Origin of the sequence: Rhodoferax fermentans, assembly GCF_002017865.1 — a bacterium.
GTDB classification, from domain to species: Bacteria; Pseudomonadota; Gammaproteobacteria; order Burkholderiales; family Burkholderiaceae_C; genus Rhodoferax; species Rhodoferax fermentans.
Map to the genome: position 1 here is coordinate 1,895,060 of NZ_MTJN01000002.1, position 22,782 is coordinate 1,917,841.

A 22,782-nucleotide genomic window follows, 5' to 3' on the forward strand; every position below is an offset into this window, starting at 1 on the left:
GTTGACAGGGCCATCCCTGCGCAACAGCCACCTGCAACAGGTCCAAAGGATACCCAGGATGGGTGCCAGCACGATACCCCTACAATGCGCGCTGTCATTGGGGAGTAGCCGCCCTTCTTCACTGAGAGGGGCTTGCGTCAACAGACTTGTCTGGCCAGCAACGGCCAACATGGCGCAAGCAGAGTCCTGCAACAGGATTTTGGCGAGACCTTTGGCTGCGCGCCTCCGTTTTTGGCCGGGGATGCCGCGCAGTCATTGGTTTTGTTTGTCCGGCCGGAGACCCTCATGGAAGCTTTTCTTGTATCCACCGGCATCGTCGCCCTTGCCGAGATGGGTGACAAAACCCAACTGTTGGCCCTCATTCTGGCGGCGCGTTTTCGCCAGCCCTGGCCGATTGTTCTGGGCATTTTTGTCGCTACCCTGTTCAACCACGCCCTGGCCGGAGCTGCCGGAGCCTGGGTGACCACCGTGCTCGGGCCGGACATGCTGCGCTGGGTGCTGGGTGGCTCGTTCATCGCGATGGCCGTCTGGATGCTGATCCCCGACAAGATCGATGACAGTGACACCCCCGCCAAACCACGTTTTGGGGTGTTTGGCACCACGGTGGTGGCGTTTTTTCTGGCCGAGATGGGTGACAAGACCCAGATCGCCACGGTGATGCTGGCCGCGCAATACCAGGCCTACTACTGGGTGATTGCTGGCACCACGGTGGGCATGATGCTGGCCAATGCGCCGGTGGTCTGGCTCGGTGAACGCATGACACGCCTGGTGCCATTACGTGTGGTGCATGTGGTCTCAGCGCTGATTTTTGCGGGCTTGGGCCTGTGGGCGCTGCTGGGGTGATGTTGGTGCGCTGAAACGTCACTTATACGTCAAAAGTGCCTCTAGCCCTTATGAAACAAGGGCAAACAGCTATCAAATCAGAATCACCTGGGGTTTTGCAACCAGCCCAGTCCGGCTTCGGTCTGGGCCAGCGGGTGGTACTCACAGCCGATCCAGCCGCTGTAGCCAATGTGGTCAAGGTGCTTGAACAGGTAGGCGAAATTGATCTCGCCGGTGCCGGGTTCGTGGCGGCCCGGGTTGTCGGCCAGTTGCATGTGGCCAATACGCGCCAGGTGCCGTTGTAGTGTGGCCGCCAGCTCACCTTCCATGCGTTGGGCATGGTAGATGTCGTACTGGACAAAGGCATTGTCAGCGCCCAGCTCATCCAGAATCGCCACGGCTTGGGCCGTGTGGTTCACCACAAAGCCCGGCATGTCAAAGTGATTGATCGGCTCCAGCAGCATCTTGAGCCCAGCCGCTTTGAACTCGCCCGCGCAGTAACGCAGGTTCTCCACCAGGGTCTGATGGACCAGCGCTTCATTCACACCTGCGGGCGCTTTGCCAGCCAGGCAGTTGAGTTGTGACACACCCAGGACCTGGGCGTAACAGATGCCGGTGGCCACACTGGCGCGAAACGCCTCATGGCGGCCCGGGTGGCAGGCCAGGCCCCGGTCACCCGCGTCCCAGTCACCCGCAGGCAGGTTGTGCAACACCAGCTGCAGGCCACACGCGTCGAGTCGCGCCTTGATCTCGGCGGCAGGCCAGGCATAGGGAAACAAAAACTCCACCGCGGTGAACCCGGCACGCGCCGCCCGCTCGAAGCGATCCAGAAACGGCACCTCGGTGAACAGGAACGTCAGGTTGGCAGCAAATCGGGGCATGGTGCGTCTGAAGGTGGCTACTGGGGCGCCAGCTGCGACGGTTTGGCAAAGGCCTCAAACCACTCGTGGTGCTCTTGCGGCCGGTGAAAGTGGTAGCCCTGAAACCGGTTGCAGCCGCGACTTTTCAAGAACTCAAACTGCGCTGCGGTCTCCACACCCTCGGCCACCACACTCAGATGCAGGTGTTGTGCCATGGCCAGCATGGTCTCGACCAGCGCCACATCGTTGGGGTCTTCTGGCAGGTCCTGGACAAAACTCTTGTCGATCTTGAGCTCGTACAGCGGCAGGCGCTTGAGGTAGGACAACGACGAATACCCGGTGCCAAAGTCGTCGATCGAAAAACGGATGCCCAGCGCCGCCAGTTCGGCCATACGGCCCATGGTCTCGGTCATGTGCTCCACCAGCAGACCTTCGGTGATTTCCAGCGTCAGGTGGGTCGGGTCGGCCCCGGTTTGTTTGAGAATGTCGCGAATGCGGGCCACAAAGTTCGGCTGGGCAAACTGCAAGGGGCTGACGTTGACGGCGATGTGCAGGCTGTGCCCGGCTGCCTCCAACCGCGCCAATACCTGGCAGCTCTGCTGCAGCACCCAATCGCCCAGCGGCAGGATCAGACGCGACTCTTCGGCCAGCGGGATGAAGGTGGCCGGTGCCACCAGGCCACGCGTCGGGTGGCGCCAGCGCACCAGCGCCTCGGCACCAATGACCACACCGTCGGCATTCACCTGCGACTGCAGAAACAGCTCAAAAGCCTGCTGCGCCACCGCCTCACGCAGTTCCTGCTCCAAGGCGTAACGCTGGGTCACGGTTTGCTGCATGTCGACCTGGAAGAAGGAGATCTGATTGCGACCACGTTCCTTGGCGCGGTACATGGCGATGTCGGCCTCGCGCATCAGGTCGTCCACCGACTCGTTGTGTTTGGGAAACAGCGTGACCCCCATGCTGGCGGCGGTGTGGTAGCTGGTGCCGTCGATCAGGATCGGCCCCTCCAGCGCCAGCCGGATCTTGTCAGCCACCGCACGCGCCAATGTGGCAGCACCGTCGGACTCGGCCGCCAGCGCGGGCAGCAGCACCACAAACTCGTCACCGCCCAGACGCGCCACCGTGTCCTCCTGGCGCAAGTAGAACTGCAAGCGGCCTGCCACTTCCTGCAGCACCGCATCCCCCAGCGCATGGCCATACACATCGTTGAGGCGCTTGAAATGGTCCAGATCGACAAACATCAGCGCACCCACACGCTGGTTGCGCCGCGCCGCCGCCGCCGCCTGGGTCAGCCGGTCCTGAAACAGCGCGCGGTTGGGCAGACCGGTGAGGGCATCGTGGTAGGCCAGATGCGCTACCTGGGCCTCGGCCTGCTTGACCTGGCTGATGTCCAGGCAATGTCCGATGTAGCCCAGAAACCGGCCCTGGCTGTCATAACGCGGGCTGCCCTGGTCCAGAATCCAGCGGTACTCGCCGCTGGCATGGCGCAGGCGGTACTCCATGGCAAAGGCCTCACGCGCCTCAAAAGCCGCCACATAGGTGGTGAAGCAGTGTTCCAAATCGTCCGGGTGCACGCCCTCGGCCCAGCCGTCACCCAGCTCCTGGGCCAGCGTGCGGCCGGTAAAGGCCAGCCAGACGCTGTTGAAATAATTGCATTTTTTGTCCAGCCCTGCGGTCCAGACCAACGCCTGTCCGGTGTTGGCCAGGGTGCGGTAATGCTGCTCGCTGTCGGCCAGCGCGCGGCGCATGCGGTACTGCTCGGTCACGTCCTGAAACACCAACACCACCCCCTCGATCACGCCCCGGGCGTTGCGGATTGGCGCGGCCGAGTCGGCCACATCGCGCCGGGTGCCATCTCGCGCAATCAGCACCGTGTGGTTGGCCAGCCCCAGCACCGTACCCTCGGTTAACACCCGTTTCACCGGGATCTCGGCGGGCTGGCCGGTGATCTCGCTCTCGATCACAAACACATCCGAGATCGGCAGCCCGCGCGCCTCTGCCAGCGCCCAGCCGGTGAAACGTTCTGCGGCCGGGTTCATCAGGGTGATGCGAGCGCGGGCGTCGGTAGCGATCAGGCCATCACCAATCGAGTGCAGGGTGATGCTCATGCGCTCCTCGCTGGTGATCAGTGCTTTCTGGGCGTCTTCGATGGCTTGCGCCATGTCGTTGAAGTCACGCGCCAAGGCGGCAATTTCGAGCGGCCCCTGCACCACAGCGCGGCTGCTCAGCTGCCCCTGTTTGAGGCAACCTGCCGCGTCTGCCAGTGCTTGCAAAGGCTGGGCGACAAACCGGCGCAGCAACAGGCCCACGGCCAGCAGCACCAGCAGGGCCAGCACCAGCCAGGGCAGACGCGACAACAAGGTCTCGTAGCGGGCCTGCTGCCAGGCCAGGTCCAGGTCCATCTCCAAAAACACCGAACCCCAGCGCGAACTGCGCACCTCGTTGCTGGCGGCAGGCAACTCAAACGGCTGCAGCACAGCCAGACGCAGCCCTTCCTCCTCGGTGCGAACCTGGGGCAGCCGCCCGGCAATCACCTGCAGGCGCCAGCCATCGTCAAAGTCGGGCAGCAGGCTTTTGGCGACACTGCCGACCCAGGCCTTGCGGTGGGCCATGAGCACCCGGCCCTGCTCGTCGAGGATCAGCACCGCCAGCACCCGCGGGTCGGTGCTGGTCTGCGCCAGATCGGAGGCCACCATCGCGGTGCTGTTTTGCAAGCCTTGTTCTGCCATACGGGCCAGATGGGAGACATGGTCCAGCGCATCCTGGCGTGCCGTCTGGGTCAGGTTGGTTTGACGTGTGCTCAGGCTGTGCCAAGTGGCAAAGCTGCTGAAAATCAACAACAGGCTGGCCAGCGCCAGTGGCAAGGCCCATTTCAGACTCCAGGGAAAACGCATCTCAAGCTCTCCAATCAGTCGCAGGCAAAAACCGTCCATCCATCACACCGTCGAGCACGGGCACCTGTTTGAGCAGCCCGGAGCGCTGCATCAGGGTCGCCACCGACTGCGCCATCGGTCGCAGTCCCGGTGCCGCCGCATCGAGCAACCGGCGGTTGTCGTCCAGGTTCATCAGGTGCACCCCCTTGAGCGCCGCCGTGAACTCCAACGCGCTGATGCCCTGCGCAGGGGCCATCAAGGCGGCAGACTGTGCGGCCGAGTTTTGCAACACCCCAAGCGCCTGAAAATAACCGACCAGCAGCTGTTTGAACACCTCGGGCGAGGCGGCCAGCGCACTGGCTCGCACCGCCAACACATCCATGATCACACCCGGAAAACGCCGGCTGTCGATCAAGCGGTGGGCCCCCTGGCGGGCCAGCTGGCTGGCATAAGGCTCAAAACACACCACCGCGTCCACCGCACCGCTGGCATAGGCAGCCAGTTGCGCGGCGCCAGCCAGCGGCAGCTTGATGACATCGTCAGGGCGCAGGCCGGCCGCATCCAGCGTGCGCGACAACAGCAGCGCACCGGTGGCGGTTTCTTCCACCGCCACACGCTGCCCGCGCAGTTGCTCCACGCGGGTGATGCCCGGGCGCGCCATCACCACATCGGCTCCGGCCGACTCGTCAAACACCATGATCACCCGCAGGTCGAGCTGACCCTCGCGCGCCACCAGCCATTCGTCAAGCGTGAGGGTGGCCGCCTCGACCTGGTCAGAGGCCAGCGCCAGCAGGCTGTCGGAGGCGGTGGTCAGCTCCAGCAAACGCAGGCTGGGGTTGTTGAAATGCCCCAGCTCGCGCGCCAGCAACAAGCCGGTGTAACCCACCCAAGGGTTGGTCGCCACCCGCACCAGCGGCTCAGCGCGCTCACAGGCACCCAAACCCACCAGCGACAGCCCGAGCGCACTGGCCAAAAGCTGGCGGCGGTCCGGGTGCAAAACAGGCATGGCGCTCCTCTCTATGGGCTGCTGGGTGGGTGAAGCGTGTGGGCTGAGAACCATGCTACCTCAGGCGCTTGGACGTTCTGGGTAAACACAGAGGCAAAGTACGAGAAAAAACTACAAAGACAGGAGCTGTCAGCCCTTTTATCAAAAGGGCGAGAGGCCTATTTGGCATCCAACATCACAAAGACTGGCCTGGCACGGCACACGACCAAGCCGGGCTGACCGGACGGTCTGGTTATACTGTTGTTGCGCCGATTTGCCAGAATTGCGGGCGCTTAACAAATACCGCTAAAGATGTCAGCCAACCCGGTTTTGCCTTTAGCGATACCGGGTTTTTTCATTCATGCAACTGATCGCTACCCCCCAGTCGATGTCATTTGCGGCCGCCTTGCCCCTGCAAAGCGGCGCCAGTCTGCGCAACTACGCGCTCAGCTTTGAGACCTACGGCACACTCAACGCGGACAAGTCCAACGCGGTGCTGGTCTGCCACGCGCTCAACGCATCACACCATGTGGCCGGGGTTTACGCAGGCCAGGCCAAGTCCGAGGGCTGGTGGGACAACATGATTGGCCCAGGCAAGCCGCTGGATACCAACAAGTTTTTTGTCATCGGGGTCAACAACCTGGGCTCCTGTTTTGGCTCGACCGGGCCGATGCACATCAACCCCGACACCGGCCAGGTCTATGGCGCAGACTTCCCGGTGGTCACCGTCGAGGACTGGGTCAACGCCCAGGCCCGGCTGCTCGACGCCTTGGGCATTGAGACCCTGGCCGCGGTGATGGGTGGCAGCCTGGGCGGCATGCAGACGCTGAGCTGGACACTGCAGTACCCCGACCGGGTGCGCCACGCGCTGGTGATTGCCAGCGCGCCCAACCTGACGGCTGAGAACATCGCCTTCAACGAGGTGGCGCGGCGCGCCATCGTGACCGACCCCGACTTCCACGGCGGGCACTTTTACCAGCACGGCACGGTGCCCAAACGCGGCCTGCGTATTGCCCGCATGATCGGCCACATCACCTACCTCAGTGACGATGTGATGAACGAGAAGTTTGGCCGCCAGTTGCGCGACGCGGTGCTGGCGCAGGCCAACAACACCGCTGGCGACCTGGATGCCGGTGCCTACAAATACAGCACGCAAGACGTCGAGTTCCAGATCGAGAGTTACCTGCGTTACCAGGGTGACAAGTTTGCCGAGTACTTTGACGCCAACACCTACCTGCTGATCACCCGGGCGCTGGACTACTTTGACCCGGCACGTGCCTACGGTGGCAACCTGAGCCTGGCGCTGGGGCGTGCCAAAGCCAAGTTCCTGCTCGTGAGTTTCACCACCGACTGGCGCTTTTCACCCAAACGCAGCCGCGAGATCGTCAAGGCCTTGCTCGACAACCAGCGCGACGTGACTTACGCCGAGATCAGCGCACGCCATGGCCACGATGCCTTTTTGCTCGATGACCCTCGCTACATGGACGTTGTTCGCTCTTATTTTGAAAGCATGGAGGTGTCAGCATGAGTGTCAGTGTGGTTGGCCAGGCCTTGGCCGAACTGGTGCCTGCGGGCTCGCGCGTGCTCGACTTGGGCTGTGGTGACGGCGCCCTGCTGGCGCATTTACAAGCCACCCGTGGCTGCACCGGCTACGGTATCGAGATTGACGACGCCAATGTGCTGGCCTGCGTGCAGCGCGGTGTCAACGTCATCCAGCTCAACCTGGACGAAGGTCTGTCGATGTTTGAGGACGCCTCGTTTGACGTGGTGTTACAGATCGACACCCTGCAGAACCTGCGCAACGCCGAGGTGATGCTGCGCGAGACAGTGCGTGTTGGCCAGCTCGGCATCGTCGCCTTCCCCAACTTTGCCCATTGGCCCAACCGCCTGAGTGTGCTGCGCGGGCGCATGCCGGTGACCCGGCGCCTGCCCTACCAGTGGTACAACACGCCCAACATCCGCGTTGGCACCCATGCTGATCTGGGCTTGCTGGCACGCGCCTGTGGCCTGAAGGTGGTCGACAGCTTTGGCATCCAGGACGGTGAGGTGTTACGTTTTGCACCCAACTTGCTGGCGGGCACCTCGGTCTACAAACTCACGCGATAACCCTCTGTGCCAGTTGGTGGCCTGGCGCACTGGCGCAAGCGACCATCTTGGCTCAAAATGGCTTGACCAAGGCAACCCGGTCTATTGTTTGGCGGGTTGTTCCAACTTTTATCTTGCTGGACCATTTGCCATGCCACACACCCACGCCACCTTGTTCAATCCCGTGCACGCCGGTGACCTGCACCTGGCCAACCGCATCGTCATGGCGCCGCTCACCCGCAACCGCGCACCGGACGCCATCCCGACCCCGCTGATGGCCGAGTACTACGCCCAGCGCGCCAGCGCCGGGCTGATCATCACCGAGGCCACCGCGATCAGCCACCAAGGCCAGGGTTATGCCGACGTGCCCGGCCTGTACGGCAGCGAGCAGATCGACGGCTGGAAGCAGGTCACCAAACGTGTCCACGCCGCCGGCGGCAAGATCGTGGTGCAGCTCTGGCATGTCGGGCGCATCTCCCACACCCGCCTGCAACCCAACAGCGGTGCACCGGTAGCCCCGTCAGCGATCCGCGCCAATGCCAAGACGGTCTTGATCCAGGACGGTGTGCCGACCTTTGTCGACACCTCAGAGCCGCGTGCCTTACAAGCCTATGAGTTGCCAGACATCGTGCACACCTACGCCGCCGCCGCCCGCAACGCGGTGGAAACCGCTGGTTTTGACGGGGTGGAGATCCACGCCGCCAACGGCTACCTGCTCGACCAATTCCTGAAGAGCGGCTCCAACATCCGCCGCGATGACTTTGGCGGCAGCATCGAGAACCGCGCCCGGTTATTGCTCGAAGTGGTGCGCGCCGTCACCGGGGCCATTGGCGCCGGGCGCGTGGGCATCCGCCTGTCGCCGGTGACACCGGCCAACGACGCGTTTGACCCTGACCCGCAGCCGCTGTTTGACTACCTGGTGCGCGAACTGGCGGGCTTCGGGCTGGCCTATGTGCACATCATCGAAGGCGCCACCGGTGGCCCGCGCGAGCTCTCAGACCGCCCGTTTGACTACACCGGCCTGCGCCGTGCCTACCGTGCGGCCGGTGGCAAAGGTGCCTGGATGGTCAACAACGGCCTGGACAAGGCTCTGGCCGAACAAGCGGTGCGTGAGGGCGCCGATCTGGTCGCTTTTGGCCGCGCCTACATTGCCAACCCCGACCTGGTGGAGCGCCTGCGCCACGGTAGCTCGCTCAATGAAGGTGACCGCAACACCTATTACGGTGGTGGTGCCAAGGGTTACACCGACTACCCCACACTCGAACAAAGCTGAGCGCAACGGCGACCTCGCCCGCCAACAACGTCCATGGGGCAGCATGATCACCAAGCCACACCCGTTGGCCAGGTGCCGTTTGGCGAGGCCTGGCGCTTCTGGCTCAAACTCGGCTTCATCAGTTTTGGAGGACCGGCCGGGCAGATTGCGCTGATGCACCGCACGCTGGTCGAGGACAAACGTTGGATCTCCGAGGCGCGTTTTCTGCACGCGCTGAACTACTGCATGCTTTTACCCGGCCCCGAGGCGCAACAACTGGCCACCTACCTCGGCTGGCTGATGCATCGCACTTGGGGTGGTGTGCTGGCGGGGCTGCTGTTTGTGCTGCCCTCGCTGGCCATCCTGATGGGGCTGAGCTGGGTCTATGTGGCTTTTGGCACCTTGCCTTGGGTGGCGGGCCTGCTGTATGGCATCAAACCCGCCGTGGCGGCGATTGTGCTGCAGGCGGTGCACCGCATGGGCAGCCGCACATTAAATAACCCGGCGCAAGCACCCGTGTTGTGGGCGGTAGCTGCTATGAGTTTTGTTGCTGTGGCGTGGCTCAACATCCCCTTCCCGTGGGTGGTGCTGGTGGCGGCCCTGACCGGCTGGCTGGGCCAGCGCTGGGGACTTGCCGAGTTTGCCAAAACGCCAAGCCACGGCGGCACGGCGCAGGCCAAGGTCGCACCAGCGCAAGTCGACACCGCTTATCTGATCAATGACCACACACCCACACCCGAACACGCCCGTTTCAGGCCCTGGCGACTGGCCCGGGTGCTGCTGACAGGTGGAGCGTTGTGGCTGCTACCGATGGCGCTGCTGCTGGCCTGGCAGGGCTGGGGCGGCACGCTGGCGCAGATGGGCTGGTTTTTCAGCAAAGCCGCGCTGCTGACCTTTGGTGGCGCCTACGCGGTGTTGCCCTATGTGTACCAGGGCGCCGTGAGTCACTTTGGCTGGCTCAGCGGCCCGCAGATGATGGACGGCCTGGCCCTGGGTGAGACCACGCCCGGCCCGCTGATCATGGTGGTGGCTTTTGTGGGTTTTCTGGGTGGTTGGAGCCAACAGGTGCTGGGTCCGCAGGCGCTGCTGCTGGGCGCCGTGTTGGCAGCCACGGTGGTGACCTGGTTCACTTTTTTGCCGTCTTTTATCTTCATCCTGGCCGGTGGCCCGCTGGTGGAATCGACCCACGGCAAGCAACACTTCACCGCGCCCTTGACCGCCATCACTGCCGCCGTGGTGGGGGTGATGGCCAGCCTGGCCCTGCTTTTTATTCTGCATGTGGCCCAGGGCAGCGGAACCACGGACCTGTTTGGCTTGGGCATCGACCTACCCGCCTTGGCCCTGGCGGGTGTGGCCGCGCTGGCCCTGTTGCGCTACAAGCAAGGAATGCTCAAGGTGATGGCCGTTTGCGCATTGGCCGGGCTGGCTTGGAAGTTGGCAGGCTGCTGCTGACCAACCGCCGAGCCAGCCGGTTAGCTTAACCGCGTGCCTGGCGCTTGGTGCGCGCGCGGATGTTGAGCGCCTCCACCGCCAACGAGAACAACATGGCCACGTAGACATAGGCTTTGGGCACATGCACGTCAAAGGCTTCGGCCACCAAGAGCGTGCCCACCATGGTCAGGAAGGCCAGTGCCAGCACCTTGATCGACGGGTGCCGGTCAACAAACTCGCCAATCGGCTTGGCGGCAAACATCATCACCGCCACTGAGGCGATCACCGCCGCCACCATCACGCCGATGTTGTCGACCATGCCCACGGCCGTGATCACAGAGTCCAGCGAAAACACGATGTCGACCACACCAATTTGCACAATCGTGCCCCAGAAAATCCCGCTACCGGCTTTGACAGTGTCGACACCGGACTGGGCCTCATCACTCTCGTGGGCTTCCACTTCCATGTAAATCTCGTGCGAGGCCTTGTAAAGCAGGAACAGGCCACCTCCCAGCAAAATCAGGTCACGGCCGCTGATCTCCTGCCCCAGCACGGTCAGCAGTGGCTCGGTCAGTGTCATCACCCAGGCCAGGCTGAACAGCAGCGCAATCCGCGACACCATGGCAAAAGCCAGACCCAGACGACGCGCCAGGTCACGCTTCTCGGGCGGCAGGCGCCCGACCAGGATGCTGATGAAAATGATGTTGTCGATGCCCAGCACAATCTCCAGTGCGGCAAGCATGAAGAAGGCAATCCAGGTGTTCGGGTCGGTGAGTAATTCCATGGGGGTGGGTCGCAGAGGCTAAAACTGGTGGAGTCTAGCGATGCGTTCAAAAGCCCCATGAGCTATGTGTTTTGTGGTCGCAGCTCCGCTGGCCCATCTGGTCATCGCGACAAGTTACAGAATTTGTCAAGCATATTCAGTGGGCTCCACGATTTACACACAAATACTCAATGCTAAGTCAAGGTTTGGGTTGCAAACTGGCATGTGCTAGCGTGTTCTGGATCGTCAGACGCTAGGTATGTGTGTAACCCCCTGGAGTCCTTCTGACATGAGTAACGACAACGCTCAGCTGCTGGCTGATGAAGCGAAATACTGTTCTTTCGGTGATACCGTGCATTACGTCAATCCACCCAAGATTTTTGATGGCTGCGAAGGCAGCTACATGTTTGATGCCGAGGGAACGCCATATCTCGACTTGCAGATGTGGTATTCGGCCGTCAACTTTGGCTACAAAAACAAACGCCTGGAAGAGGTCATGATCCGCCAGCTGCAGACCTTGCCGCAGGTGGCCAGCCAATACCTTCACCCCACCAAGATTGAGTTGGCCAAGTTCATTGCACAAGATGCCCAGGCCAAGTGGGGCAGTGCAGGCCGCGTGCATTTCAATGTGGGCGGCGCGCAGGCTATTGAGGATTCACTCAAGGTGGTGCGCAACGCCTCCAACGGCAAAAGCCTGATGTTCGCTTTTGAAGGGGGTTACCATGGCCGCACGCTGGGAGCCTCCAGCATCACCTCAAGCTACCGTTACCGCCGTCGTTTTGGTCATTTTGGTGACCGCGCACAGTTCCTTCCCTTCCCCTACCCGTTCCGCCGTCCCAAGGGCATGACCTCAGAGGAGTACTCAGAGTCGCTGGTTAAGGAGTTCGCTCGTAAGTTCGAGAATGAGTACCACGCCATCTGGGACCCCAAGACCAACCAGTGCGAGTACGCCGCCTTTTACGTGGAGCCGATCCAGGGCACAGGCGGCTACGTGGTGCCACCAGCCAACTTCTTCAAGGGGCTGAAAAAAGTGCTCGATGAGCACGGCGTGTTGCTGGTGGTTGATGAAATCCAAATGGGTTTCTGGCGCACTGGCAAGCTGTGGTCGATTGAGAATTTTGGCGTCAAGCCTGATGTGCTGGTGTTTGCCAAGGCGCTGACCAATGGGCTCAATGCTCTATCGGGTCTTTGGGCGCGTGAAGAGCTGATCAACCCTGCGATTTTCCCACCAGGCTCGACACATTCCACATTTGCAGCCAACCCCTTGGGCACGGCACTGGGTTTGGAGGTGATGAAGATGACGCACGAAGTTGACTTTGGTGCCCAGGTGTGCGACAGCGGCGCGTACTTCCTCGATGGCCTCAAGCAGCTGCAAAAACGCCACAAGGAAATTGGCGACGTGGACGGCATGGGGCTGGCGCTGCGCGCCGAGATTTGTACCGAGGACGGTTTCACGCCGAACCGCGCCTTGCTCGACAAGATGGTGGACATCGGGCTGGAGGGCAAGCTGGAGTACCAGGGCCAAAAGCGGGGTCTGGTGCTTGACGTCGGTGGTTACTACAAGAACGTCATCACCTTGGCGCCGTCTTTGATGATCACGCGCCCCGAGATCGATGAGGCGCTGGTGCTGCTGGACCAGCTCATCACGCGCGCCAAGCGCAGCTGATGCTCTGGCGCAATCAGTTAGAACCGGACGCGCTGGTCAGGCACTTTGGCGCACACCCGCCGCAAGGGTTTTCTTTGCTGCAGGGTTTGCCGGTGCCAGCCTTCATAGCCCCGTTCGATTTGCTCACCACCGCCGATGAGGCACTCAAAACCAAGGTGTCAGGGCTGCCACTTTATGAACGGTGGTCGCGCTGGCTGAGTGTGAAAACAGGCTTTGTCGGCAGCACGGTGACGGAGTACAGCCCTTTGCCGCTGGCCGGGCCCTCACCGCAGGCTCTGGCTGAGGCGGTCCGCCAAGGCTTGGGGCAACGTTTTGCATTGGCTATTGTCAAAGACATCCCCCACCAGTCGCCACTGTTGAGTGATGCCGACAACCACTACGCCCAAGCGCTGGTGGAGGCTGGCGAAGCACAGGGTTTTGTGACGGTAGAAGGCCAAGCACTGGCCTTTGTGCGTATTGACTTTGACCACCTGGACGTGTACCTGTCGCGCTTGTCCGCCAGCCGACGCCAGAACCTGCGACGCAAGCTGCGCAGCCGTTCCAGCATGCAGGTGCGGCACTTGCCGACGGGCCCGGCCTTTGCAGACGAGGCCTTGGTCGATACGTATTACGCGCTGTACGAGTCTGTATACGCACAAAGTGAGGTCCATTTTGATCGACTCACACGCAGTTTTTTGGCGGCCTTGCTGCGCGACGAGACCAGCCGGGGAATGGTCTTTGAGTACCGGCGGCAAGATACACAGGCACTGCTGGGCTGGAACCTGTGTTACATACATGACGGACGTCTGGTGGACAAGTACATCGGTCTGGCTTACCCGGCCGCTCGTGAGACCAATCTTTATTTTGTGAGCTGGATGGAAAACCTGCAGTACGCCATCCAGAACGGGCTGACACATTACGTGGCGGGTTGGACGGACCCCGAGGTCAAACGCAGTCTGGGGGCTCAGTTCACCTTCACCCGCCACCTGGTGTATGTGCGCCAGCCTGTGCTCAGGGCGCTGGCGAGGCGTTTTGTGGGTCGGTTTGAGAGTGACCGCCAATGGCGCGGTGGCGCGGGAGTGCCATGAACACGCCGGTGCTTGCGCCTGTGGTGCTGGATCTGGACGGCTCGGTCGGGCCGCTGCCTGGCGAGTTGCGTCTGGCGCTGGCCTCCGATTGGCAGGAGGCCGTACGCTTTGGCTGCAGTTTGGCGCGCCTGCGACAGTTTTCCGCTGAGCTGCAGTCCCGACTGCCCGCGTTCACCGAGCACGGCACGGTTTTCACAGGCAGCGGAGACTTTCACCATCTCAGCTGGCCGCTGATCGAGCGCTGTATTACGGCACGCAGGTGCACGTCACAACACCCATTGCGCGTGCTGGTCTTGGACAACCACCCGGACAACATGCGGTTTCCGCTGGGTGTGCACTGCGGCTCCTGGGTGCGTCGGGTAGCGATGTTGCCTCAGGTCTCACATGTCCATGTGGTTGGTATCACCTCGCGCGATATCGGCTTTGGCCATGCCTGGGAGAACTACTTGGCACCACTGCGGGCTGGGCGGCTGACTTACTGGAGTGTCGGGGTGGAAACGGGCTGGGCACGCTGGCTGGGACTGCAGCAGCAGTTCCGCTGCTTCCCCGATGCAGAAGCGCTCACCAGCGCCGTGTCTCACATGCTGTCGACCAACTTGCAAGCCACCTATCTCAGTATCGACAAGGACGTTTTCGACCCGTCCGTGGTGCGCACCAACTGGGACCAGGGTGTGTTGCAAGCGCCTCATGTCTTTGCCATGATGTCTGCCCTGCGTGGCCAGTTGGCAGGCAGTGACGTGACCGGCGACGTGTCTGCTTATCGCTATCGCACGGTGTGGAAGCGCTGCTTGAGCGCGGGTGATGGCCAGCAGACCGCAGAGATGGATGCCGCCTTGCCTGAATGGCAGGTGAAGCAAGGCGCGTTCAATCGGGAGCTGTTAAGGCAGTTGGAAAGGGCCGTCTGAACTTGGCGCGCCCAGTGGGGTGGTACGCCAACGGACTTGACCGATGGGTTTACCTGACATCAAGCACCTGCTCCAGCGCTGTGCACAGCCGCTCGAAACTCTCAGCATCCAACCAAGGACTGTTGCTGATGGACAGCACCCGTGCTGCAAAGCTGCGCGCATGGGGCAGGTCAGCAGGGGCTGTGGCGGGCACTACAGCGGCATAACGCGCGTAGTCTGCAAGCACATGCGCAAATGGCACAGACACACCGAGACCTGCGCCCCATAAACGCGCCAACGCAGCATCTCTTCGCGCCGCATCAGGCAGCAGAACCAAGATGGACGGCCAGGTTCCTTGGGCTGCGGGAACGCCTGCGCTGTCGTCTAGCACAGTAAGCGAGGAGATGCCGCGCAGCCTCGGCACGCGCTGCTGTGCTCTTGACTCGCTGTCCTCCAGCCAGGCTGGCAAGCGTGCCAGCGCCCGAACGCCCACAGCCTGGCGCCAGCGACCAACACGGTGCAAAGGAATGTTTTGCGAAAAATCGTCGCCCGCTGCGGCAATGCGGTCATTGTGTGCCAATGCACGGCGCAAAGGCCAACCATAGGCCCAGCGCAGCCCTCTCGGGTGGTACAGCGCGGTGTAGGCGAGCAGTTCGATAGAACGGCGAAGCTCCCAAACAAAGCTGGGCCGCACGATGGCACGCGCGGTGCGCTCGCAAGCAGCTCGCAAATCGGCGTCTGCCACAACCAAAGCGCCGCCTTCAAAAATGCTCAACCCCTTGCCAACGGCAAGGCTGAAAAAGACGATGTCACTGCCTGTGCCGACGCTGGCGCCCCCCACACGCGCACCCAAGGCCTGGGCGGCATCTTCGATCACCCACGCACCCTCCGCATGGGCCAGCGCACGTGCGGGTGCGGCATCAACCACACGCCCTGCAAGGTGTGTCGGCAACACGGCCAGTGTGCGCGGCCCACAGAGCGTTGCAAGAATCACTGGGTCCATGTCCAGGGCGTTGGGCATGAGCTCGCACATACGCAGCCTCAGGCCACAGTGCGCCACCGCCATGGCCACCAAAGGGCAGGTGTAGGCAGGCACAATCACTTCGGTGCGCTCGGGCGCCAGTGTGTGCAGTGTCGTGAGCGCCACGACGAGAGCGGCAGTGCCAGAGCACTCCACTTGCACCGACGAGACGCCAAGAAAACGCCCCAACATACCGGCCAAGTCCGAAGATCCACTAGCCCAAAGGTCGGTGAAAAACACGGGTAGACCAGCAGTAGGTGGCGCCTCAAGTGCCATCATGCAAGTGTGCGTTTGGTTCGGGCGCTGCGTCTGCTTCACTGCGTGCCAGGCAGGCGATACCCGCCAAGATCAGTGTTGCACCCGTCACCTGTGGCCAACCAATGTGCTCGCCAAATAACCAGGCTGACAGGATGAGCACCGTCACGACTTCCAGGTGAGATGCCGCAAATGCCGGACCAATCGGGGCATGCTCCAGCAAGGTCATCCAGGTAAAGAAGGCCCCCACGTAGCCCGCGAAGGCCCCATAGATCCACGGCTGCCCAAAAACACGCCACAACCAGGCCGAGGAAAACTCCAAAGGCAGGGCAGAATCACCTGCCAACTTGAAGCTCAGCTGTGCCAGCGTGTCGAAGGCCACAAGCGCCAGAAAACCCACAGCGTAAAAGCGTTTCATGCGCGCACCCCCACGATGGCCACCCCTGCGGAGACAAGCAAAATGCCAATCACGCGCAAACGCGATAACTTTTCCCGAAACAGGAAGCGCCCCGCGACCATCACCACCACGATGTTGATGGAGCCCAGAAGCACACCGTCGGACAGTGGCACCAGCGACAAGAAGGCCAGCCACACCAGGAACTCGGCGACATAACAGCTCACGCCAATCCACAGCCAGGGGCGCCGCATCATCCACACCCAACGTGCCAAGCCCGTCCCCGCACGGGAATCGACGGAGGCTGCTGCCTTGAAGGCCAACTGCCCAGCCGTGTCTACGAGCATGTTCAATGCCCACAACACAGCGACCAGGGGGGGCATGCTACTTTCTGTGCCGCCGAGGTTCATGCCAAACCTTGATTGGACAGTTTCTCGGCAAACGCCACGACATGTGCCAGCACTGTGCGGCGTTCACGATCAATCGTGATCATGTGGTAGCTGTCCTCCAGAAGCACAAGCTCCACAGGCGCGTGGCGCACACCCCGAACTATGGTGTGTGCATTCTCGGTCGAGGCAATATCGTCACGGCGTGCATGGATCACGAGACAAGGCGAACGCACGCGGCCCAGGTGTTTGCGCACATGTGCAGCCAGAGACCTCATCTCGATCACCGACCACCAAGGATTGCCTGGCAAGCCTGCGGCAGCACTGTCGACTGAGTACATCTGCGCAACGACACGTTCGCGCAGAGCGACATCCTTGATGCCATAGGGTGGCTGCTCCATGAACACGCTGTGGCGCCCTATGCCCAAGGCTTTGAAAAGGGGTAAAAGGAACGACAGCCGCGTGTAAAACGGGATGCTCCAACCGTCGTAGTGAAAGGTGGTGGAGAGGGCGATCACGCCAGCCACCTGCTGGGGACAGTCTTCGGCCAGCGCGAGCGCCAGCACAGCCCCCATGGACAGGCCGCAGACCAGCACCGGTCGACCCGTGACTTGCTCCAACTGGTTGGCGCCGCGCCTGACACTGGCCAGCCAGTCTTGCCAGCGGGTGGCCACGAGATCGTCTTGGGAGCCGCAGTGACCCGCCAGTTGCACGGCCAGAACGGTGAAGCCCACACGGTGCAATCCTTTGGCCAGCAAGCGCATTTCGTTGGGGGTCCCTGTCAGACCATGGACCAACAACACGCCTGTGGTGGCGTTGGGCCCATGGCCATGCAACAGGTACTCATGAGCGATGTCTGCGCTGGGCACCTGGGCAGGTTCACACGTATTTCGGCTGGCTTCAAAGGCCATGACTGCGGTGTTCATACAGCGACCTCCATGGGCTGCGGGAGCAGCGCCAGAGCTTCAGAAAAATCGGAGAAAGCGGCGTGAGGAATATGCTTGGCCACGCAGTGGTCGATCAGCTTGTATTTAGCCAACACAAAATCGGCTTTACCAGAAACACAGAAATCTGAACTGCCATCGCCCACAAAAAGCACACGCACATGGTGCGCCTGCTGCTGCTCAGCCAGGCGTTCACATTTGCAGTTGCCGCTGGCGCGCAAACAATGTGCACTGGCCCAGGGCGACTGCAGCTGCCAACTGCGCGGGCCGGTTTGAAGCAACCGGTTGGCAATCACAGGCAGGTCTGCCAGGCCATGTCTCTGAAGCACAGAATGGATGGCGTAGTCGATGCCATCACTCACCACCTGCACCAGCATGCCACGTTCACGCGCAGCCTGTACAAAGTCACCAAAGTAGGGGTCAACAACAATGGTTGAGAGATGGGCGTCGAGCTCTTCACGGTCCATGTCAAGCAGGGCCACCTGGCCTTTCATACACTCGCGCGAGCCAATTTCACCGCGCTCCCAGGCGTCCTCCAGGGCTTGCCAACCAGGTCGACCAAAGCGTTGCAACAACGAGTCCGTGACGTCGATCGTGCTGATGGTGCCGTCAAAGTCACACTGCACGATCCAAGCCGAGTCCCCAGAGGGCTGCCGGTTTGGCTGCTGGGCACGGTGACAGACATCGACCACAGACCAGGATGTGTTGCTTCTACTCATGAAAACTGACCCTCACATTTTGTCCAATACGTGCAGTGGGCGCCTGGTCAAAGTCCAAGACACACTCGATCACGCGCACCGGTCCCCGCTGGGTGTCATCTTGCAGGCGCCCATTGCCCAACACAGGGCTCATACGCACCACCCTTGCTGGCGGTAACGCTTCAGATAGGCTGTCGCCATCGGTGGTGACATGAGCTCGCAAACCCACATGCACCTGCGTGGCGTAGCTCTCGTTGAGTTCGGCGCGCACGATGAGGGGGCGACGGGGCAACAGTGTGATGACGGGCTGTGCCACAACGCGCTGGCCTGCTTGTGTGTTGACACGCACGACCGTGCCACTTTCGGGTGCGCGCAACTCCAGTCTGGCGTTTTGAGCGCGCAATAACATCAGTCGGCTTTGCGTGACATTGGCCTCGGCCTGAGATACGGTGAACTCTGCCTCCGCGTCGTGCAACAACTGTTGGGCGTCTTCGGCGCGCTGGGGCTCGGCAGCCCCTGCTGCTGCTGCCTCGGACAGTCGAGCCGCGGAACGTCGCAGTGCAGGAAGGCGCTGCGAGCGCGCTTGGAGTTTGGCACGGGCCAGTTTCAGTTCAGACTCGGCCACGGCCAACTCGGCTGCTGCGGCATTGCCCACCAGACGCAGCAGCAACTGTCCGGGTTGCACCTCCTGCCCTTCCTGCACGGCCAGAGTCTGCACCACGCCATCTTGCGCAGGTGATAGCTCCAACAACCCACCTTGCACGTCAATCTTGCCTCGGGCCATGGCAACCTCGCGCGGGCTGGATGCTGTTGCAGCGGTCGCTGTAGACGGAGCCGGTTTGGCGTTACACCCCAAGAGCAGCAGCATGGCGGCTAGCGAGGGCAGACACCTGCGGGTCAGCTGGGTCGTCAAGAGGTATTTCATGGGGCATTCATCTCAGGGGAGGAGTTTGGTTGGCGCCAGTCCTTGCGGATGACACCGTCTTCCATGCTCAGTACGCGGTCGGCATGCCGCACCAATCGAGGGTCATGGCTGACACACAGCACCGTGGTGCCGTGCACTCGAGCAATGCGGTGCAAAATATTGATGACGCGCTGGCCACTTTCGGCATCTAAAGCGCTCGTCGGTTCATCGGCAAACAACAGTTGAGGCTGTTTGGCAATGGCCCGAGCAATGGCCACTCGCTGTTTTTCGCCACCAGACAACTCTGCCGGACGCATGTGAGCCCGGTGCGACATATCCACCTCGTCGAGTGCGCGCTGAGCCCGTCTTTCACTCTCTTTGTCACCCAAGCCAAGGTAACCCAGTGGCAGCTGCACCTGCTCCAGCGCTGTGAGTGCCGGAAACAGGTTGAAACCCTGAAAGACGAAGCCAGTGTGGTGCAGCCGAAAACGCTCCAGCGCACGGGTACTGAACTGTCCGAGGTCTTCGCCGAGCGCCATCGCTTGACCTGCGTCGGGGCTTTGTAGCCCCGACAACAAAGACAGCAGCGTGCTCTTGCCACAGCCCGACGGGCCTGAAATAAGCGTCAGTTCCGCAGGATAGATGGCGACCGAGAGACCATGCAGCACGGGGACGGTCATCAGTCCTGAAACGAACGATTTGTACAACCGGGTTGCCTGCAGGCTGGGGGCCATCGCAATAGGAGGGTCGGAGGACAAGGTGTTTTTCATCGCAAAAGCAAAGCAGGTTCAGCGCGCAGCAAACCCCGAACAGCGAAGATGCCGGAGAACAAGGCCACAAGACCGATCAGCAAGGCGCATGCCACAGCCACAGCGGGGGTCATGGCCACAGGTACACCATAGACAGAGGCCAGACCAAGCAGAGCGGCGCTGGCAACTCCTGCGAGCACCAAGCCCAGGCCACCAATCCAGCACGCCTGCTCGATTACCAGCCGCGCCAAGGCAGCACGGCTGGCCCCCAGTGCGTTCAGCACAGCGTACTCACGTGCGGTGCCTGCAACGACAGCCATCAGCGATTGGCTGGTGACGACCGTGCCCACCAGACAGACAACAATGGCCATGAAGAGCACAGCCACCCCAGCGCCGGTATCAAACATCCAATAGTGCTGTGAGCGCAGAGCGAACTGCTCTGCCGTCCAGACTTCAAACGGCCCAAATCCTGCGCTGCCCTCTTGGGCCAAGTGGGCTTGCGTGGCTTGTGCAGGGCCGAGTGTTCGCGCAACCAGGTAAGTGGTGCCAGACGCAGCGTCGACTCCGCCAATCTTGCGGGCGGTGTCCAGTGAGGCCAGCACGTTGATGCCACCCAAGCCGCGTAGCCCATCGACGGCGGCCACAACACGTACGCGGTGGCCGTTGATCCAGGCGGTCTGGTCAACCTGGACCCCAAGGGCATCCAGATCTGCCCAATCCACAAGGACGGCGCCTGGTTCACGCAACGCCTCGCGCTGCCAGCGGGTGATGAGGCGCGCAAACAGCATGCCGTCAGGTGCCGTACGGATACCAGAGAGATAGACGGAAATGCCCCCCTCTCCAGCCCGCGCACTGTGCCAGTCGCCATCCACCCATTGATAGGGTTCCACCGCAGCGATAGAGGGATCCATGCGCAGACGCACTTCGACATCGGGACTAATGGTGCGCCCAAAGTTCACGCTTTGAGTACCTGGGTAGCCAGTCCAGAGGTCTGCGGTGGAGGCCTTCACATAGATCGCCGCACTGTCAAAGATGCCAAGTACCAGCGCCGCTTGCACCACCAACAGCAGGCCCGAGAAGCCCACAGCAAATACAGCGGGTACAAAACGACGCCATTCATAAACCAGTGTTTTGCGTGCGAGTGGAATCATGGCAATGTCGCGGCGTGGGCTGGGTCTTCTGACTCAGACTTTGGTAGCGGAGCTCCACCCAAGGCCTTGTAAAGCGCAACGAAGGCCAGCGCACGTGCGCTCAGGGCCATATCCAGCTCTGCCAGTGATTGCTGTTGGGCGCGCTGACGTGCCAGTGTGTCGTACTCGCTGGTCAAGCCCAGCCGGGCCTGTGTTTGCGCAGCTGTTGTGCGCTCACCCAACAAAGTGGCAGCTTGGGTCAGAGCATCAACACGAACTTGTTGGGCCGACAGTGCAGCAAGCGCTCCTTCAGTTTCTGCAATGCCATGGTGGACAGCACGACGGTAGTTGATCAGCGCTGCGTTCAGGTTTTCTTGCCGGATATCCACCTGAGTGCGGCGACGCCCCCAGTCAAAAAGCGGGATGTCGATGATCGGGCCGATCGCGGGTGCGTTGTCACTCCTGGTGCGAAAGTTGCGCGTGATGTTGTAGGCGTAGAGAAAAGACCCCCCAAGTGTGATGCGAGGGTAAAGCTCAGAGCGCGCCAACCCCAGTGCAGCAGCAGCCCTGTGCACCTCCGCCTCAGCAGCATGAACATCTGGCCGGGTACGCAACAAGTCAGCGGGCACCTGCGCCAGCGCGAACGGCGCCAGTGCGGGGAGAATGTGGTTGACGGGGGTTTGGTGCCAGACTGGGTCGAGGGAGGTGCGACCCAACAGCACAGCCAGCGCCTGGGCTGCGTTGGCACTCGCCAGTTGCAGCAAGGCCTGTGTTGCACGCACCTGCTCGATCCGCAACCGCGCTTGGGTGACCTCATCTGCACTGCCCTGATGTGTGCGAACACGCACCTCGGCCAGCGATAACGCACGCTCATCCAGAGCGGCCATCCGCTGCAGGTGAACGAGCTGCTGCTGGGCGGCACGCAAGTCCAGGTAGTTGCGTACAACGTCTGCGACAACCGACACACGCACACCTTGCGTGTCGGCACCCGCAGCCGCAGCGACGGCCTGGGCTGCTTGCCGCGCACTTTGGGCTGCCCCAAAGAGGCCCAACTCCCAGACCATGTCGATGCTGGCGTGAAAGTAGGTGTCGGTGGCTGATATGTCTTGAAGGGTTTGTATATTGGCGCTCAGCGAGGGCAAATACTGTGCAGCAGTGCGGCCGGACGCCAGCCGGGCTTCACGCAATCGGCTCTGACTCAGCGCCAGATCCAGGTTGCTGGTATTGGCCTCTTGCACCAGGGCGTCCAGCACGGGATCGTTGAAGGCTTTCCACCAATTGCGCAGATCAACCACCGGCGCATCCGTGGGGGCGGGTTGCGTCCAGGCAGAAGGGACGGACGCAGTAGCCGTCGGAGTCGATACATCCGCGCTAGGCAATGCACAGCCCGTCAAAAGAGTGGACAACGTGGCATAGGCCACAAATAAGGGGTTGCGGTTCACGCGCAGACAAGTTGGATATAACGCCATACCTTGCTAAGGAGATGCCGTCGTGTGGATAAGCTTGTATTTAAGCCGATGAAATTTGCGCAGTGATGAACGCTTCATGGAGATCGTGTGGAGGAGCTGGGGATCGTGGGTCCTCATAGATAATTGACCGCGCCAGTGCCGTTT

Annotated in this window: 21 protein-coding genes and 1 riboswitch; of the genes, 8 read left to right on the forward strand and 13 right to left on the reverse strand. The window is 61.6% G+C overall.

Annotated elements, in window-relative coordinates; genetic code table 11:
- The first annotated feature begins 87 nt into the window (after window positions 1-87).
- A riboswitch (yybP-ykoY riboswitch) is annotated at window positions 88-285 on the forward strand.
- The gene (locus RF819_RS09025) at window positions 286-843 is read left to right on the forward strand and encodes a TMEM165/GDT1 family protein (protein WP_078366860.1); all 558 of its coding nucleotides are present in this window, start codon (window positions 286-288) and stop codon (window positions 841-843) included.
- A gap of 83 nt (window positions 844-926) precedes the next feature.
- Here RF819_RS09025 and hyi read toward each other — a convergent pair whose 3' ends face one another.
- From hyi to RF819_RS09040, 3 genes are read right to left on the reverse strand one after another with little or no spacing between them, the layout of a single operon-like run.
- Complete coding sequence (hyi, locus tag RF819_RS09030; RefSeq protein ID WP_078364683.1) at window positions 927-1,703, reverse strand: hydroxypyruvate isomerase; 777 nt, start codon at window positions 1,701-1,703, stop codon at window positions 927-929.
- 17 nt (window positions 1,704-1,720) lie between these two features.
- The gene (locus tag RF819_RS09035) at window positions 1,721-4,576 is read right to left on the reverse strand and encodes a bifunctional diguanylate cyclase/phosphodiesterase (protein ID WP_078364684.1); all 2,856 of its coding nucleotides are present in this window, start codon (window positions 4,574-4,576) and stop codon (window positions 1,721-1,723) included.
- A 1-nt stretch (window position 4,577) separates the two neighbouring features.
- Window positions 4,578-5,561, reverse strand: coding sequence for an ABC transporter substrate-binding protein (locus RF819_RS09040; RefSeq protein ID WP_158081249.1), 984 nt, complete (start codon window positions 5,559-5,561; stop codon window positions 4,578-4,580).
- A gap of 340 nt (window positions 5,562-5,901) precedes the next feature.
- On the opposite strand from RF819_RS09040, the gene metX reads away from it, so the two are divergent.
- The 4 genes from metX (at window position 5,902) to chrA (ending at window position 10,329) form a co-directional block, all read left to right on the forward strand.
- Window positions 5,902-7,068 carry a homoserine O-succinyltransferase MetX gene (gene metX, locus RF819_RS09045; protein WP_078364686.1) on the forward strand — a complete coding sequence of 389 codons (1,167 nt, stop codon included), beginning with the start codon at window positions 5,902-5,904 and terminating at the stop codon, window positions 7,066-7,068.
- Window positions 7,065-7,646, forward strand: coding sequence for a methionine biosynthesis protein MetW (metW, locus tag RF819_RS09050; protein ID WP_078364687.1), 582 nt, complete (start codon window positions 7,065-7,067; stop codon window positions 7,644-7,646). The genes metX and metW overlap by 4 nt, the downstream gene beginning before the upstream one ends.
- Before the next feature lie 130 nt (window positions 7,647-7,776).
- Window positions 7,777-8,898 (forward strand): alkene reductase, encoded by a 1,122-nt coding sequence (locus RF819_RS09055; protein ID WP_078364688.1) that lies wholly within the window; start codon window positions 7,777-7,779, stop codon window positions 8,896-8,898.
- Window positions 8,899-8,931: 33 nt separating this feature from the next.
- On the forward strand, window positions 8,932-10,329 hold the full coding sequence (gene chrA / locus RF819_RS09060) for a chromate efflux transporter (protein ID WP_078364689.1): 1,398 nt from the start codon (window positions 8,932-8,934) through the stop codon (window positions 10,327-10,329).
- A gap of 25 nt (window positions 10,330-10,354) precedes the next feature.
- Here the strand turns inward: chrA and RF819_RS09065 are convergent, their stop codons facing one another.
- Window positions 10,355-11,092 (reverse strand): TerC family protein, encoded by a 738-nt coding sequence (locus RF819_RS09065; RefSeq protein ID WP_078364690.1) that lies wholly within the window; start codon window positions 11,090-11,092, stop codon window positions 10,355-10,357.
- A 268-nt stretch (window positions 11,093-11,360) separates the two neighbouring features.
- Here RF819_RS09065 and RF819_RS09070 point away from each other — a divergent pair, with 268 nt between their 5' ends.
- From RF819_RS09070 to RF819_RS09080, 3 genes are read left to right on the forward strand one after another with little or no spacing between them, the layout of a single operon-like run.
- Entirely contained in the window at window positions 11,361-12,737 is a 1,377-nt protein-coding gene (locus RF819_RS09070; RefSeq protein WP_078364691.1) for an aspartate aminotransferase family protein, read from the forward strand.
- The gene (locus tag RF819_RS09075) at window positions 12,737-13,804 is read left to right on the forward strand and encodes a GNAT family N-acetyltransferase (RefSeq protein ID WP_078364692.1); all 1,068 of its coding nucleotides are present in this window, start codon (window positions 12,737-12,739) and stop codon (window positions 13,802-13,804) included. The genes RF819_RS09070 and RF819_RS09075 overlap by 1 nt, the downstream gene beginning before the upstream one ends.
- Entirely contained in the window at window positions 13,801-14,709 is a 909-nt protein-coding gene (locus RF819_RS09080) for an arginase family protein (protein ID WP_078366861.1), read from the forward strand. The genes RF819_RS09075 and RF819_RS09080 overlap by 4 nt, the downstream gene beginning before the upstream one ends.
- Before the next feature lie 49 nt (window positions 14,710-14,758).
- On the opposite strand, the gene RF819_RS09085 is transcribed toward RF819_RS09080, so the two are convergent.
- The 9 genes from RF819_RS09085 to RF819_RS09125 are packed head-to-tail and all read right to left on the reverse strand — an operon-like array spanning window position 14,759 to window position 22,638.
- Window positions 14,759-15,988 carry a DegT/DnrJ/EryC1/StrS family aminotransferase gene (locus tag RF819_RS09085; protein WP_078364693.1) on the reverse strand — a complete coding sequence of 410 codons (1,230 nt, stop codon included), beginning with the start codon at window positions 15,986-15,988 and terminating at the stop codon, window positions 14,759-14,761.
- Window positions 15,975-16,382, reverse strand: coding sequence for a DMT family transporter (locus tag RF819_RS09090; protein ID WP_078364694.1), 408 nt, complete (start codon window positions 16,380-16,382; stop codon window positions 15,975-15,977). Before RF819_RS09090 ends, RF819_RS09085 begins: the two co-directional genes overlap by 14 nt.
- Window positions 16,379-16,741 (reverse strand): EamA family transporter, encoded by a 363-nt coding sequence (locus RF819_RS09095; RefSeq protein ID WP_242473094.1) that lies wholly within the window; start codon window positions 16,739-16,741, stop codon window positions 16,379-16,381. Before RF819_RS09095 ends, RF819_RS09090 begins: the two co-directional genes overlap by 4 nt.
- Before the next feature lie 23 nt (window positions 16,742-16,764).
- Window positions 16,765-17,670: an alpha/beta hydrolase gene (locus tag RF819_RS09100; RefSeq protein ID WP_078364696.1), complete on the reverse strand. Its 906-nt coding sequence runs from the start codon at window positions 17,668-17,670 to the stop codon at window positions 16,765-16,767.
- Window positions 17,667-18,407: an MtnX-like HAD-IB family phosphatase gene (locus RF819_RS09105; RefSeq protein WP_078364697.1), complete on the reverse strand. Its 741-nt coding sequence runs from the start codon at window positions 18,405-18,407 to the stop codon at window positions 17,667-17,669. Before RF819_RS09105 ends, RF819_RS09100 begins: the two co-directional genes overlap by 4 nt.
- Window positions 18,400-19,311, reverse strand: a complete 912-nt coding sequence (locus RF819_RS09110) for an HlyD family secretion protein (protein ID WP_078364698.1) — start codon at window positions 19,309-19,311, stop codon at window positions 18,400-18,402. The genes RF819_RS09105 and RF819_RS09110 overlap by 8 nt, the downstream gene beginning before the upstream one ends.
- On the reverse strand, window positions 19,308-20,060 hold the full coding sequence (locus RF819_RS09115; RefSeq protein WP_078364699.1) for an ABC transporter ATP-binding protein: 753 nt from the start codon (window positions 20,058-20,060) through the stop codon (window positions 19,308-19,310). The genes RF819_RS09110 and RF819_RS09115 overlap by 4 nt, the downstream gene beginning before the upstream one ends.
- The gene (locus RF819_RS09120) at window positions 20,057-21,190 is read right to left on the reverse strand and encodes an ABC transporter permease (protein ID WP_078364700.1); all 1,134 of its coding nucleotides are present in this window, start codon (window positions 21,188-21,190) and stop codon (window positions 20,057-20,059) included. Before RF819_RS09120 ends, RF819_RS09115 begins: the two co-directional genes overlap by 4 nt.
- Entirely contained in the window at window positions 21,187-22,638 is a 1,452-nt protein-coding gene (locus tag RF819_RS09125; protein ID WP_078364701.1) for an efflux transporter outer membrane subunit, read from the reverse strand. Before RF819_RS09125 ends, RF819_RS09120 begins: the two co-directional genes overlap by 4 nt.
- Window positions 22,639-22,782: the final 144 nt, after the last annotated feature.